The 14042-nt window shown below is 70.3% G+C and carries 15 protein-coding genes; 6 read left to right on the plus strand and 9 right to left on the minus strand.

What is annotated here, in order from left to right; translation table 11 throughout:
• Positions 1 to 91 precede the first annotated feature (91 nt).
• Positions 92 to 691, minus strand: coding sequence for a histidine phosphatase family protein (locus AB0O76_RS16655; protein ID WP_365490908.1), 600 nt, complete (start codon positions 689 to 691; stop codon positions 92 to 94).
• Positions 692 to 919: 228 nt separating this feature from the next.
• Between AB0O76_RS16655 and AB0O76_RS16660 the strand changes: the two genes are divergently transcribed.
• Both AB0O76_RS16660 and AB0O76_RS16665 read left to right on the plus strand, forming a co-directional pair.
• Positions 920 to 1744, plus strand: a complete 825-nt coding sequence (locus tag AB0O76_RS16660) for a PP2C family protein-serine/threonine phosphatase (RefSeq protein WP_365490911.1) — start codon at positions 920 to 922, stop codon at positions 1742 to 1744.
• Positions 1745 to 1796: 52 nt separating this feature from the next.
• Positions 1797 to 2870 (plus strand): MASE1 domain-containing protein, encoded by a 1074-nt coding sequence (locus AB0O76_RS16665; protein WP_365490914.1) that lies wholly within the window; start codon positions 1797 to 1799, stop codon positions 2868 to 2870.
• Here the strand turns inward: AB0O76_RS16665 and AB0O76_RS16670 are convergent.
• The 5 genes from AB0O76_RS16670 to AB0O76_RS16690 all read right to left on the minus strand — a co-directional run bounded on the left by AB0O76_RS16670 (position 2847) and on the right by AB0O76_RS16690 (position 8142).
• A complete protein-coding gene (locus AB0O76_RS16670) occupies positions 2847 to 3647 on the minus strand; it encodes a hypothetical protein (RefSeq protein WP_365490917.1) in 801 nt (266 codons plus the stop codon). The two genes, AB0O76_RS16665 and AB0O76_RS16670, sit on opposite strands and share 24 nt — an antisense overlap.
• A complete protein-coding gene (locus AB0O76_RS16675) occupies positions 3647 to 4942 on the minus strand; it encodes a VWA domain-containing protein (protein WP_365490920.1) in 1296 nt (431 codons plus the stop codon). Before AB0O76_RS16675 ends, AB0O76_RS16670 begins: the two co-directional genes overlap by 1 nt.
• Positions 4943 to 5039: 97 nt before the next feature.
• On the minus strand, positions 5040 to 6269 hold the full coding sequence (locus AB0O76_RS16680; RefSeq protein ID WP_365490923.1) for an FAD-dependent monooxygenase: 1230 nt from the start codon (positions 6267 to 6269) through the stop codon (positions 5040 to 5042).
• Positions 6270 to 6301: 32 nt separating this feature from the next.
• Positions 6302 to 6931: a peptidase gene (locus AB0O76_RS16685; RefSeq protein ID WP_365490926.1), complete on the minus strand. Its 630-nt coding sequence runs from the start codon at positions 6929 to 6931 to the stop codon at positions 6302 to 6304.
• Positions 6928 to 8142 (minus strand): pyridoxal phosphate-dependent aminotransferase, encoded by a 1215-nt coding sequence (locus tag AB0O76_RS16690; protein ID WP_365490928.1) that lies wholly within the window; start codon positions 8140 to 8142, stop codon positions 6928 to 6930. The genes AB0O76_RS16685 and AB0O76_RS16690 overlap by 4 nt, the downstream gene beginning before the upstream one ends.
• An 84-nt stretch (positions 8143 to 8226) precedes the next feature.
• On the opposite strand from AB0O76_RS16690, the gene AB0O76_RS16695 reads away from it, so the two are divergent.
• The gene (locus AB0O76_RS16695; protein WP_365490931.1) at positions 8227 to 8871 is read left to right on the plus strand and encodes a helix-turn-helix domain-containing protein; all 645 of its coding nucleotides are present in this window, start codon (positions 8227 to 8229) and stop codon (positions 8869 to 8871) included.
• 29 nt (positions 8872 to 8900) lie between these two features.
• Here AB0O76_RS16695 and AB0O76_RS16700 read toward each other — a convergent pair whose 3' ends face one another.
• Entirely contained in the window at positions 8901 to 9758 is an 858-nt protein-coding gene (locus AB0O76_RS16700; RefSeq protein ID WP_365491557.1) for a LysR substrate-binding domain-containing protein, read from the minus strand.
• Between AB0O76_RS16700 and AB0O76_RS16705 the strand changes: the two genes are divergently transcribed.
• Both AB0O76_RS16705 and AB0O76_RS16710 read left to right on the plus strand, forming a co-directional pair.
• On the plus strand, positions 9699 to 9950 hold the full coding sequence (locus tag AB0O76_RS16705) for a hypothetical protein (protein ID WP_365491593.1): 252 nt from the start codon (positions 9699 to 9701) through the stop codon (positions 9948 to 9950). The two genes, AB0O76_RS16700 and AB0O76_RS16705, sit on opposite strands and share 60 nt — an antisense overlap.
• Before the next feature lie 5 nt (positions 9951 to 9955).
• Complete coding sequence (locus AB0O76_RS16710; RefSeq protein ID WP_365490934.1) at positions 9956 to 10915, plus strand: HipA family kinase; 960 nt, start codon at positions 9956 to 9958, stop codon at positions 10913 to 10915.
• A 70-nt stretch (positions 10916 to 10985) separates the two neighbouring features.
• Here the strand turns inward: AB0O76_RS16710 and aceB are convergent, their stop codons facing one another.
• Both aceB and AB0O76_RS16720 read right to left on the minus strand, forming a co-directional pair.
• Positions 10986 to 12614 carry a malate synthase A gene (aceB, locus tag AB0O76_RS16715; protein WP_365490937.1) on the minus strand — a complete coding sequence of 543 codons (1629 nt, stop codon included), beginning with the start codon at positions 12612 to 12614 and terminating at the stop codon, positions 10986 to 10988.
• 227 nt (positions 12615 to 12841) lie between these two features.
• Positions 12842 to 13459 (minus strand): nucleotidyltransferase family protein, encoded by a 618-nt coding sequence (locus AB0O76_RS16720; RefSeq protein ID WP_365491560.1) that lies wholly within the window; start codon positions 13457 to 13459, stop codon positions 12842 to 12844.
• A 196-nt stretch (positions 13460 to 13655) separates the two neighbouring features.
• Between AB0O76_RS16720 and AB0O76_RS16725 the strand changes: the two genes are divergently transcribed.
• Positions 13656 to 13964 (plus strand): DUF5955 family protein, encoded by a 309-nt coding sequence (locus AB0O76_RS16725; RefSeq protein ID WP_365490940.1) that lies wholly within the window; start codon positions 13656 to 13658, stop codon positions 13962 to 13964.
• Positions 13965 to 14042: the final 78 nt, after the last annotated feature.

Here is a 14042-nt window from a genome sequence, read left to right on the forward strand (position 1 = left end):
AGGGCGCGTGTCGACCGAGGCGAGGCTGCCTTGGCTTGACGCACCGCCGATCACCGGCTCCGCCGAGTCCGCCCTCAACTGCCCGACGGGGCTAGGAACTTGGCCGCAGGTTCCAGCTCGCCACCACCGGCCGCCCGTGCTCCGTGCTGAGGCGGCTCACCGTGCCCGTCGCCAGTTGGAACAGCGCGCCGCCGGAGACGGGAAGACCGAGCTGCCGCGCTGCAAGGACCCGCAGAAAGTGCGAGTGCCCGAACAGCACCACGCTGCCCTCGTTCTCGGCCAGCGCCGCGTCCACCTTGGCCAGCATCCGGTCCGCACGCTCCCCGACCTGCTCCGGGCTCTCCCCGGGATGCTCCGGGGGCCCGGCGGCCACGCCGTCCGTGAACAGGTACCAGTCGGGGCGGTCGCGGTGGATCTCCACCGTCGTCACGCCCTCGTACGCTCCGTAGTCCCACTCGCTCAGGTCGGCATCGACCCACGCGTCGCCGAACCCCGCGAGCGCGGCCGTGTCCCGCGCCCGCTCCCGGGGGCTGGTGAACGCCGCCCCGATCCGGTACGTCCCGATCAGCGGCGCGAGCCCCCGCGCCTGCTCCCGGCCGTTCTCCGTGAGGGGGATGTCGGTCCAACTGGTGTGCTGCCCGGTCAGCGCCCACTGGGTCTCGCCGTGCCGGACGAGGAGCAGGTCACCCATGGTGCACAACTTCCTGAACGCTGAAGGCAGGACTTTCATGAACCACAGTCCTGTGAATGCGCGCTTCGATGATCACGGCTCCTGATTCTGCTCCATCCTCACAACGCCGCACACGCTACGCCTCCGTACCGCCCTTGTTGTGGCACGCCGACCCGCATCAGGTCGTGACGTGACCTCGACAATGTTCTGGATGTGCGATCGCCGTCGTCTCCGGGCAGAGTTGAGCGCATGTTCCGCACGCGGGCGGCCGACGACGGTGACGAGCTGCTTGCCAGGCTCGGGGCGTTGACCGCCCGGGCCCGGGAGCTCGCGGAGATGCAGCGCTCCCGGGTCGAGCTGGCAGTGGCCCTGCAGCGCGGCATGCTGCCGCACGACCTTCCGCACCCTCCGGGCGTCCGGCTGGCCGTGGGCTACATGCCCGCCAATCACGGGCTCAACGTCGGGGGAGACTGGTACGACGCCTTCACCATGCCCGACGGCCGTATCGGCCTGTCCATCGGAGACGTGCAGGGACACAACATCAAGGCCGCCGCGTTCATGGGCCAGGTCCGTGTGGGACTGCGTGCGCTGGCCTCGGTCACGGGCGACCCCGGGGAACTGCTCGCGCGTACCAACGATCTCCTGGTTTCCCTGGGCGAGGATCTCTTCGCCACGTGTACGTTTCTCCGGCTCGATCCGGCCACCGGCGTCCTGGAGTGCGCTCGGGCTGGCCACATCCCCCACATCTGGGCCACGGCCGACGGCCGATCCGGTGTCGACGAAGGAGAATGCGGTCCTCCGCTCGGCGTACTCGAAGGCGCCGAGTACCCCGTGGTGTGCCACCGGCTCACCCCGGGTGGCGTCGTCGTGCTGCTGACCGACGGAGTGGTGGAGGGGCCGTCACTGAGCCTCGACGAAGGACTGAGCCGGGTGATGCGGCTCGCCGAGATCACAGCCGCCGCCGGCCTCGGCATCAACGCTCTCGCGGGCGGTGTGATGCGCCTTGCGGACACGGTGGGGCATGAGGACGATGCCGCCGTCCTCGTCGTCGGCCACGACGAGGGAGCCCTGTAGACACGCCCGCCGCGCACCGTTCGCATGGCCGAAATGGTCCGCGCGGTGTCTGATGGCTGCTGTGTTGGTGTCCCCGCGGTTCCGGCTGTCCTTGGAGGTAGTCCTCAAGACACTGGCCGTTGCCGCCTGCTACTACGTGGCCGGGCGTCTTGGCCTGCTCGGTCGACTCACCGTCGAAGGAGTGATCGTCACCCCCATTTGGCCGCCCACCGGCTTCGCCGTCGCCGCACTGCTTGTCTACGGCCTGTCGGTCTGGCCCGGGATCGCCATCGGGTCCTTGCTCGTCATCGCGTCCCTCACCACCCCTCAGCTCACCGCGCTCGTCACCGTGGCGGGTAACACCATCGCCCCGCTCTGCGCCTATCTGATGCTGCGCGGGGTCGGTTTCCGGGTCGGCATCTCACGTGTGCGGGACGGTATCGCCCTGGTCTTCCTCGGCGGGCTCGGCGCCATGCTGATCAGTGCAACGGCGGGGGTGGGGCCGCAGCTGGTGACCGGTGGACTGGGGACGGGGCAGTTCTGGTTCGTGTGGCTGGCGTGGTGGGTGGGCGATGCAATGGGCGTCCTGCTCGTCACCCCGATCCTGCTCGTGCTTGCGGGAGCCGCTGGGCCACTGCGACTGAGGCGCTGGAAGGAAATGCTGTGCCTCGGCCTCGCGGCCATGATCGTCGTCCCTTGGGCCGTGCTCGGCGAATTGAGCCTGCTTTTCCTCGTCTTTCCGCTGCTCATCTGGGCGGCGCTGCGCTTCCAGCTGGCCGGGAGCATGCTGTGCGCGCTGTTCGCGTCCGTGCTCACCACCTTCGAGGCGAATAGGCAGCAAGGCGCCTTCCTCCACCTGTCGGCCATCGAGGTCATGACCAAACTTCAGGCATTCAACGGTGCCGCTGCGCTGACGGCGCTCCTGCTGTCCTCGATGGTCGCCGAACAGCGCGCCACCCGACGGTCTGTGGAGAGTGCCTGCAGGGAACTCGCCGAGGTACTTGAGCACCTCGCCGCGGGGGAATCCCCGCCCGAGCTGTCCGACAGGCACACCGACGGGCTCCAGCATGTGCAGCGGTCGGTGGTGGCCGGACCGGAGGGCCCGGTCCGGCCACCACCGAGGTCAGATCCCGGCGGGCGCGCGTGACGGACGGCCCGAGCCGCGCGTCAGGCAGTAGCCGCCGACACCGGCGAGCGCGGCGAGCACGCCGCCGCCCGCGGTCCACAGCCAGCGCGATGACCACCAGCTGGACGCCCAGCCGTCCTCCGGCTCACTGGACACCGCCGCCGTCTTCGTGCCGATCCCCGGCACCAGCGGCTTCGCAAGCGCGCCGTCCACGGCCTGCGCGCCGCCCGCGTCGTTCGACGTGACCTTCGCCGAGGCCTTCATGGGCAGCCCCAGGGCGTCCGCCTCCAGGTCGGTGACCGTCAGGCGTACGTAGTACGTGCCCTGCAGCGGGTCGTTGGCCCACGGTTCGGCCCAGCCCCTGACGGTGCGCAGGGTGCAGGACAGTTCGACCGTCCCGGCGTCCTGCGCCGCCGTCTTCGTCTGCGTGCCGTACCGGCACGCCTGGTGGCGCCGCAGCCCGTCGTACACGTCGACCTGCCAGGTGGACCCGCCGCGCCCGGCTGTGTCCTTGGGGGCCTCGGGCAGCTCCACCGTGGCGTGCACGGTGGGCCGCTGTCCGATGTCCGCGGGGAACGCCCAGTACAGGTAGTCGCCGGTGGATGCCTCTGCGGTGGCCTCCTGGTCCTGCTGGATCGCGGTCGCCGTGCGGAAGGACGTACCGGCCTCCGTCGGTGCGACGGGCTTCTCGTCGCCGTCCGATGAATCGGCACTCGCGACCCCCGCCGCCCCCGCGAGGGTGAGAAGAACGGCCGCGCCCAGCGCGCCCGCCCGGCTCAACACACGTGTCGTACGCATCAGTTGGTCCTCCAGACCGCGAAGCGCCAGCGCGAGACCCAGCCCCAGACCAGACCGGCGATGAAGCCGGTGAGGACCAGTGTGCCGAGCAGCCACCAGCCGTTGCCCAGGCCGAAGGACGCCACGTCCGACGCCTCGTCGGGCGCGTCCACCACGTCGATGTTCAGCTCGACCGGCAGCCCGGGCGCCGTCTTGACGGACGCGGGTGCCGAGAAGGAGTTGCTGACCCGCAGGCACACGGTCTCGGCGACGGGCTCGCTACCGCCCTCATCGTCGGAGTCCTCCTCCCGCGTCGGGTAGCGCAGCCCGGTCGAGATCACGTCCGTGCGTCCGTCGCCCGCCTCCGCGCCCCGAACGATCTCGCGTCCGCGCTCGGTGGAGGCCTGGAGCAGTACGCCGTAGTCCTGATGGACGGCTCGGTCCGCCGCGACGCTGACGGAGGCGCGCAGTTCCTGCCCGGGCTCGACGTCCACGCGGTACCAGCGGTGCTCGCCGAACTTCTCGCGGTCGGTGTAAAGACCGGCCTTCAGCTGCGGGGCGTCGGAGCACTGCGCCGCGCCCTTCGTGGCGACCGGCGTGGCGACGGGGTCGGCCGCGCGGTCCACCAACTGCTTGACGCGGCCCGAGAGTTCATCGGTGTGCCGGACGGATGTGTACGTTCCGCCGGTGGCCTCGGCGATGCAGCTCAGCTGGTCGCGGGTCTTGGCGTCCGGCACAAGGCCGAGCGTGTCGACGGTGAGGTGGATGCCCTCGGCGGCGATCTTGCGGGCCACCTCGCAGGGGTCGAGCGGCTGGCAGGTGTCCTCGCCGTCGGAGATGAGGACGATGCGGCGGCTGCGCTCGGTGTTGTCGTCCTTGAGGTCGTCGGCGGCCTTCAGGAGGGTCGGGCCGATCGGCGTCCAGCCGGTGGGCGCGAGCGTCGCCACGGCGGTCTTGGCGTCGGTGCGGCCCGCGCGGTCGAGCTCGGCGACGGGGTAGAGCAGCTCGGTGTCCTTGCAGCCCGTCTTGCGGTTGTCGCCGCGGTAGTTGGCGCCAAGGGTGCGTATGCCGAGCTGGACCTCGTCCGGCGTGGCGTCGAGCACCTCGTTGAACGCCTGCTTCGCCGCCGCCATCCGGGACTTGCCGTCGATGTCGCGGGCCCGCATCGAACCGCTGACGTCGAGGACCAGCTCGACCTTGGGTGATGGCTGTGCCGGTGCGTCGTCGGCGGTGGCGGGGCCCGCCGTGCCGAACCCGGCGGTCAAGGCGGCGAGCAGGGCGATCGCCCCGGCCGCCAGCCGTTGTCTTGTGATCATCGCCGGATCTTATTGATCTTGGCGTGCATACCCAAACCGGCGGCTGGGTATCAGCGGTCGGTTTGGGTATCAGCAGCCGGCGGCTGGGGGCCAGCTGTCACCGCTTCAGCTCGCGCCCCCCGAACGCCCCGCCGCCGTCCGCCTGCTTCCACCACGTCTCAAGAGCCGTCTGGTCCATGGACCGCCACGGCGGCGTCTCCTCCACAAGGGCGCGCCCGAGGCGGCGCCCCAGGTCGACCATCGCGGCACCGGCGACGGTGCGGTCGGTGTCGTACGTGTCCAGGGCGTCGGGCCAGGTCGTCGCCGTGGCGAAGGCGGACTCCAGGACCGTCGCGTCCTGCAGCGCCTTCACCGCGCCCGCCCCGGTGTGCGGCCGGGCGACCGTGGCCGCGTCGCCCATCAGGAGCACCCGGCCCGTGGTGTAGCGGGGCGCCGTGAAGTCGTACATGGGCTGGAGGAAGAGCTCGTCGGGAGCGGTCGTGTGGACGAGGCCGCCCCAGTAGGGAGGCAGCAACTCGTCGCACACGAACGTGAGATGAGAAGTCAGGGCCTCCGTGAGGCCGCCCGGCGGCAGGCTGGTGGGGGCGGTGAGCCGCAGATCGCGGCCGAGCCCGAGATCCAGGTCCGCGGGAGGCGCCGTGTAGAGCACCCAGTTGACCCGCTGGCCGCCCGTACCGTCGGGGATGCGGTAGACGATGAGATGGCCGCCGGGGAAGACGACGTACACGCAGTCCTGTGCCGCCCACAGCTCCGGGTCCACGAGACGGTCTGCGGGGAAGGCGCCCCGCCAGGCGAGATAGCCGGCGTACGCGGGACGCACATCGGCGAACGCCGCCGTGCGGACCACCGAGCGGTAGCCGTCCGCGCCGATCACGAGGTCGAAGCGCGCGGTTCCTTCGGCGGTGCCGACCTCGGCGCCCTCGTCCCCAGGCCGCACCTCCTCCACCGCGACCCCGGACCGGAACTCGACGGACTCGGGCACCCTGCGGCGCAACTCGTGCCACAGCGGACCCCAGTTGTACGTACGGAACGGAAACGGCATCGCCCCGATCTCGTGGCCGAGCGGCCCTGCCGCGGATCCGTCCCGCACATACCAGCGCCGCCGATCCAGCTGCACCCACGGCATGTCCGCGTCCAGATATCCGGCCGAATCCAGCTCCGCATAACGGGAGTTGTGCACCGCGAGCCCGACGCCGCGGTCCGCCAGGTGTCCCGCGGCACGCTCGTACACCGTGATCTCATCGGCGCCACCGCGGTGCGCGGCGAGTGCGGCGGCGCATCCGGCGATGCTCCCACCCACGATGGCGACCTTGCCTCCACGCATCATCGCGCCATCCTGGCAGCAAGGGTGACCTTCTGTCAGTGAAGGGACACCCCGCGCCCGGCGAAGAATGGCTCGAACTCGGCCAGGGTCAGGTCCGCCGTCCGGGTGCCCGCGTCGATCCCCGAGGGGTTGTGCAGATGCAGGCCGCCGTCCGCGGAACCTCCCGTGACCAGCACCAGGTGCCCGCCGCGTCCGGGGGATCGCCGGTGCGGACGGCGGATCTCGTAGTGCACCGAGACCATGACCTGACGTCCCTGGTCGAGCAGCCCGGTGATCTCATCGACCGTAAGGTGCCGGTGCACCGTCGCGTTGACGCCGTGCACATCGCGCACGTACTCCGCGAACGGCGCGTAGATCAGACCGTGGATCGTGCCGTCGGGATCCTCCGTGTACGCGCCGTACTTCAGCGCGCCGTCCCGCAGCTCGAAGAGCGTCGGGGAGGACGGGCCGAGCGCCATCCGCAGGCAGGTCAGGCCGCAGAGATGGCCGCACCAGCGCGCGTAGTCGTCGAGCGTCGCGGCGCCCGACTCCGGCCAGGCGGGGTCGGCGGCCCGGTCGAATCCCCCGTACACGATGGGCTCGACGAGGTCGGCCGACGCGAACTGGGTGTGGGACGGGACCCGGCAGGTGGGACAGAGCGACACGCGACCCCCGACTGCTGTCATGACTGGCGGTATCCGCTGAGGAAGCGGCCGATGCGGCTGATCGCCGCGTCGAGATCGTCAGCGTGGGGGAGGGTCAGGATGCGGAAGTGGTCGGGGCGCGGCCAGTTGAAGCCGGTGCCCTGGACGACCTGGATCTTCTCCTGGAGCAGCAGGTCGAGGACGAACTTCTCGTCGTCGTGAATGGCGTGGACCTTGGGGTCGAGGCGTGCGAAGGCGTACAGCGCGCCCTTGGGCTTCACGCACGAGACACCGGGGATCTCGTTCAGCTTCTGCCACGCCACGTCGCGCTGCTCGTGCAGCCTGCCGCCCGGCGCGGTGAGCTCGCGGATGGACTGGCGGCCGCCGAGCGCGGCCTGGATGGCGTACTGGGCGGGGGCGTTGGGGCACAGGCGCATGGAGGCGAGCATGGTCAGCCCCTCCAGGTAGTTCTTCGCGTGCTGCTGCGGGCCCGTGACGACCAGCCAGCCGGACCGGAAGCCCGCAACGCGATACGTCTTCGACAGACCGCAGAAGGTCAGGACGACCAGATCCGGGGCGAGGGCGGCGACACTGTGGTGCACGGCGTCGTCGTACAGGATCTGGTCGTAGATCTCGTCGGCGAAGACCATCAGGCCGTGGCGGCGCGCGAGGTCGAGGATGCCTTCGAGGATCTCCTTGGGATACACGGCGCCCGTGGGGTTGTTCGGGTTGATGATCACGACGGCTTTGGTGCGGTCGGTGATCTTCGACGCCATGTCGTCCAGGTCCGGGTACCAGTCCGCGGACTCGTCGCACGTGTAGTGGACGGCCTTGCCTCCGGAGAGGGTCGTCACGGCGGTCCAGAGAGGGAAGTCCGGGGCGGGGATGAGGACTTCGTCGCCGTCCTCGAGCAGGGCCTGGACGGCCATGGTGACCAGTTCGGAGACGCCGTTGCCGAGAAAGACGTCGTCTACGGAGACCTCGTCCAGGCCAAGGGCCTGGTAGCGCTGGGCGACGGCGCGCCGGGCCGAGAGGATGCCGCGCGAGTCCGTGTAGCCGTGCGCCTGGGGGAGCATCCGGATCATGTCCTGGACGATCTCCTCGGGCGCCTCGAAGCCGAAGAGCGCCGGGTTGCCGGTGTTCAGGCGCAGGACGCTGTGGCCCGCCTCCTCCAGGGCGTTGGCGTGCTCGATGACCGGGCCCCGGATCTCGTAACAGACCTCGCTGAGCTTGCTGGACTGCCGGAACTCCATGCGCTGTGCCTCCCGTGACGTGAGTTACTTGGTTTTACCAAGCTGGAGCTTGGAAAGTCCAACAACTTGCATAGACTGCGTCGCATGCCACCTGCACCCAGGTCCCGCCGAAGCTATGACCAGTACTGCGCCGCCGCCCGTGCCCTCGACGTCGTGGGCGACCGCTGGACCCTGCTGATCGTCCGCGAACTCCTGGTCGGCCCGCGCCGCTACACCGATCTGCACGCCGATCTGCCGGGCGTCAGCACGGATGTCCTCGCGTCCCGGCTCAAGGACATGGAGCGCGAGGGCCTGACGACCCGCCGCCGCATTCCCCCGCCTTCAGCCGCGTATGTCTACGAACTGACCGACCGCGGAAGGGAGTTGCTCCCCGTCCTGCAGGCGCTCGGCACCTGGGGCGCGCCCGTCCTCCAGGAGCGCAGGCCGACGGACGCGGTCCGCGCGCACTGGTTCGCGCTGCCGCTGCTGCGGGTCCTTGCGGGGTTCGGAGCGGAGGGTGTCGTGCAGGTCCGCCTTGCCGAGGGCGAGTTCCACGTACGCGTCGGGGGCGAGGGCGAGTCCTATGGCGACGGCCCGGCACCCGACGCCCCGGACGTGCACCTGACGCTGGACGCGGAGACCTGCGTGGCGGTGGGCCGGGGCGCGCTGACGGTGGGCGACGGCGTGCGGGCAGGCAGCATCGACCTTGCGGGCGAGGGAGTCCTGGCCAAGGCCTTGCGCGCGTCCTGAGCACCCTGAGCAGTGGGTCCCGGTGCGGATCAGGGGCGGCTGGTGTCGGTATCGGCAAGGACCCGGAGCAGGTGGCGCAGTGGGGGACCGGGCGGTCCCGGGCGTACGGCCAGCGACGTGGTGAGGGCAGGTCCGGCCAGGGGACGCAGGGCCACCCGTGGGAACGGCGGTAGCCCGACCACGTCATAGAAGACGGTCCAGGAGGGCGCGCTGGTGCCGATCGCGGTGAGCGTCTCCTGGAAGGTGGTGAACGACGGCCCCGGAGACGGTTCGGCACCGGCCGAACGGAGGGCGTCGGTGATCAGATCGTGGAAGGGCGGATTGTTCTCGCGCGGCGCGAGCCGCAGCGGCAGATCGGCAAGCTGCTCCAGGTGCAGATGCGGCTCGGCCGCCAGTGGATGGCTGTCGGGCAGGGCCACATACAGCGGATCGCTCCACACCGGCAGGAGTTCAAGGTCCGGTGCCGCGGGCAGGGCCCGTACGAGTGCGGCGTCCAGCTGACCGGAACGTACTGCGGCCAGCCGTTCGGTGAGGGACAGACGCCGCAGCCGGACCTGGAGCCGAGGGGCGGCGGCCGCCAGCTCGTTCAGGAGGCGGTAGATCCGGTCGCCGGGGCCTTGGACGCTGCCGAGCCGCAGCAGGCCGTCGTCGCCGGTCACGATGTCGGCAGCCACTTGGCGGGTGCGGCGCGCGGCCGCGAGCACGGCGTACGCCTCGGGCAGCAGCCGCTCGCCGGCGCCGGACAGATGCACCTGGCGGGTGGAGCGCTCGAACAGCACCACCCCGAGCTCGCGTTCGAGGCGGCGGATCTGCTGGCTCACCGCCGATTGGACGATGCCGAGGCACTCGGCGGCACGGCCGAAGCCACCTTCCTCGGTGACAGCCACGAAGTACTGCAGTTGCCCACCGCCGACCTCCTCGCGGTACTGACACCGGGCGTCGACCGTTTCGGATATTTCCGCGCTCTGGGCCGCATTCAGCACGGCCTGGACTCCTTTGACAGCCTGAAAGCCGAGCAAACACGCTACGACGTGCATTTCCTCGACGCCGCGTCCTGGCAGTCGGCACGGACAGGCTGAGGACTATGCTCACGACCTGGTCACGAGAACGAAGAAACTGGGGAGCGGGACCTTTGAAGGCGCTGAGGCAGGTCGTTGCAACCCGCTACATCGAACCCCTGCGGGCGGGCGGATCCGTTCCAGGGGTCGTCGAGGGCGACGACCTGGGCACGTACGTCGTGAAGTTCACCGGGTCGGCGCAGGGCCGCAAGGCGCTGGTCGCCGAGATCATCGTCGGCGAGCTTGCCCGCCGCCTGGGTCTGCGCTTTCCCGAGCTCGTCCTGGTCCACTTCGACCCGGCGGTCGCCGCGGACGAGCCGCACCAGGAGGTGCGGGACCTCCTTGACGCCAGCGCGGGGCTCAACCTGGGCATGGATCTGCTGCCGGGCGCGCGGGACTTCACCCCGGACGCGCTGGACGTGGACCCGTTGGAGGCGGGCAAGGTGGTGTGGCTCGACGCCCTCACGGCGAACGTCGACCGCACGGTGCACAGCTCGAACCTGATGATCTGGCCTGCGTTCGGCATCCATGAGCCCCAGTTGTGGTTGATCGACCACGGGGCGGCGCTGGTGTTCCATCACCGCTGGGGTGCGTCCGCGCCGGACAAGGTGTACGACTTCCGGCATCACGCGTTGGGGGGATACGGCCCGGACATGGCGGCCGCCGATGCGGTGCTCGCGCCGCTGGTCACGGAGGCCATGCTGCGGGAGGTCGTCTCGCTGGTTCCTGAGGGATGGCTCGCCGATGAGCCGGGCTTCAGCGCCCCGCAGGACGTACGTGAGGCGTACGTCGGTTTTCTGCTGGCCCGTGCGAGGTGCTCCGCGGTGTGGCTGCCGAGGGATTTCCCCTCCCGGGGCGAGCTTGCGGCCGCGGACGCGAGGCGTGCCGCCGCCACGGAGGCGGGCCGTCCGGCCTGGCTGAGGAAGGTGCCCGACCTGCATGGGAAGCCTGCTGCCGAGCAGGACTGGTCGCGGCACGTCGGTTAGTGCGGGTCAACGACAAAGCCCCCGGCGCTGTGCGGTGCCGGGGGCTCTGTCGTGAACGTACGCGGAAGCGTCAGCTCAGCTGCTCGTACGCCGGGAGTGTGAGGAAGTCCGCGTAGTCCGCGTCCAGGGAGACCTGGAGGAGGAGGTCGTGGGCCTGCTGCCACTTGCCCGCCGCGAAGGCCTCGTCGCCGATCTCGGCGCGGATCGCGGCCAGTTCCTGCGCGGCGACCTTGCGGGCCAGGTCCGCGGTGGCGGTCACTGTGTTTCCATCGTGCTCGAATACGACACCCGCGTTGATCCACTGCCAGATCTGCGAGCGGGAGATCTCGGCGGTGGCCGCGTCCTCCATCAGGTTGAAGATGGCGACGGCGCCGAGGCCGCGCAGCCACGCCTCGATGTAGCGGATGCCGACCTGGACGGCGTTGACCAGGCCGTCGTACGTGGGCTTCGCGTCGAGGGAGTCGATGGCGATCAGGTCGCCGGGGGCGACGGAGACGTCCTCGCGCAGGCGGTCCTTCTGGTTCGGCTTAGCGCCGAGCACCGCGTCGAAGGACGCCATCGCGATCGGGACCAGGTCCGGGTGCGCGACCCAGGAACCGTCGAAGCCGTCGCCCGCCTCGCGGTCCTTGTCGTTCTTGACCTTCTCGAACGCGACCTTGTTGACCTCCGCGTCCTTGCGGGACGGGATGAACGCGGCCATGCCGCCGATCGCGTGCGCGCCGCGCTTGTGGCAGGTGCGGACGAGGAGTTCGGTGTACGCCCGCATGAAGGGGGCGGTCATCGTGACCAGGTTGCGGTCCGGCAGGACGAACTTCGAGCCGCCGTCACGGAAGTTCTTGACGATGGAGAAGAGGTAGTCCCAGCGGCCGGCGTTCAGACCGGAGGCGTGGTCGCGCAGCTCGTAGAGGATCTCCTCCATCTGGTACGCGGCCGTGATCGTCTCGATGAGGACCGTGGCGCGGACCGTGCCCTGCGGGATGCCGACGTAGTCCTGGGCGAAGACGAAGATGTCGTTCCAGAGGCGGGCCTCCAGGTACGACTCCGTCTTCGGGAGGTAGAAGTACGGGCCCTTGCCGAGCTCGATCAGCTTCTTGGCGTTGTGGAAGAAGTAGAGGCCGAAGTCGACGAGGGCGCCGGGGACCGGCTTGCCCTCGAACTGAAGGTGGCGCTCGTCCAGGTGCCAGCCGCGGGGCCGCATGACGACGGTGGCGAGCTCGGCCGCGTCCTTCAGGGCGTACGACTTGCCGGTGCGCTCGTCCGTGAAGTCGATGCGGCGGGCGTAGGCGTCGGAGAGGTTGACCTGGCCGAGGACCACGTTCTCCCAGGTGGGGGCCGATGCGTCCTCGAAGTCGGCGAGCCAGACCTTGGCGCCCGAGTTCAGGGCGTTGATGGTCATCTTGCGGTCGGTCGGACCGGTGATCTCGACACGGCGGTCGTTCAGGGCGGCCGGAGCGGGGGCCACCTGCCAGGAGTCGTCCGCGCGGATCGCCGCGGTCTCCGGCAGGAAGTCGAGCGTGGAGGTGCGGGCGATCTCGGCGCGGCGCTCGGAGCGGCGGGTGAGGAGCTCGTCACGGCGGGGCGTGAAGAGCCTGTGCAGCTCGGCCACAAAGGCGAGGGCCGCGTCGGTGAGGACCTCCTCCTGCCGCGGCAGAGGCTCCGCGTCGACGATGGCCAGCGGGGACTGCGCTGGTGCGGACATGAGCTGTCACTTCCTTCAGCGAGCTTCACGCGCAGGTGCCGTGGCTGCCGCCGGGCATTCTCAGTGACACTCAGTGCCACAGGAGCCGAGATACGGCCGCGGGCCCCACGTGAGGGAACGGGTGCTTCTGAACAGTGGATACTAGTTTCCTCATGGTGGAAGTTCAATCGTTTGTTGATGTCGAGATTCTCCTCATCAACAGAACGTGTCGCTGAGTGCCATGCCGGTCACTCCAGGTGGACCAGGTCGGCGGGGGTGTCGATGTCGTACGCCCTGGCCACGTCCCCGCACTCGACGAGCACGACATCCCCGGCGTGTTCCTTCAGATAGGCGCGCGCCCCGCGGTCACCGACCGCGCTCGACTCGATGCCGGCCCAGTGGTCGGCGCCGAAGAGCACCGGGTGGCCGCGCTCCCCGTCGTACGCGGCGGCCGCGAGGGTCGCGGGCGAGCGGTAGGCGGCGTGCACGCGGGCGATCGCCGCGGGGCCGATGCCCGGCTGGTCGACGAGCGAGACGAGGGCGGCGTTCGCGCCGGTGCCGCGCAGCGAGGCGAGACCCGCCCGCAGCGACGAACCCATCCCTTCCTCCCAGTCCGGGTTGTCGACCAGGACGCAGCCGGGGAGCGAGGCCTTCGCGCGTACGACATCGGCGTCGGCGCCGAGCACGACGTGTACGCGCGTGCAGCCGCCCTCGCGCAGGACGCGGACCGCGTGCTCCACGAGGGGGCGGCCCTGGTGGTCGAGGAGCGCCTTCGGTCGGCCGCCGAGACGGCGACCGCCGCCCGCGGCGAGGAGGAGCCCGGTGATGTTCATGTTCTGCGGGTCGACGTTCTGCGGATCGGTCATGGCTGGATCGGTCATGGTTCCTGCATACCGCACCGCGGGCCGGGTCTCCCGGCCGCAAAGTGGCGCGCCCCGCTTCCCGTGGCGTTTACTGGCCCGCGTCCCCCTGGTGTCTGACCAGCGCCTGTGCGGGGGCGGCAAGAACTGCACGAGAACACGCGCACGACGGCGTGCGAGGGGGAGAGCTGTGTTGCAGAGCATGGGGCAGAGGCGAGTGACCGGCAGCGATGAGGATCCGCGAGTGGCGGAGCTGCGCACCGCGGTGGCGCGGCTGCGCCGCGAACTCGCCGCGCATCCGGCCGAGTTCCCCGACCGGGGTATTGCCGAGGACGAGCTTGCGGCGTTGGCCGCGATGGCGGTGAGCGGTGCGCCGGAGGCGCCTCGGCTGCGGCGGTCGCTCCTGCTTGTCGCGGGCGCGATCGGCTCGGTGAGCGCCCTGGCCGCGGGGCTCTCGGCGGTGCGGGGTGCGGTGGACCTCTTCGGGGAGCAGGGCCGGGGGCGGCCCTAGCTTCCCGGCGCGCCCCGCAGCCGGTAAATCCCCGCCGCTCCGCGGCGGGTCTCCCACCCACCCGATTACCCCGCGGTG

Source organism: Streptomyces sp. NPDC086554 (genome assembly GCF_040686095.1).
Taxonomy (GTDB): Bacteria; Actinomycetota; Actinomycetes; order Streptomycetales; family Streptomycetaceae; genus Streptomyces.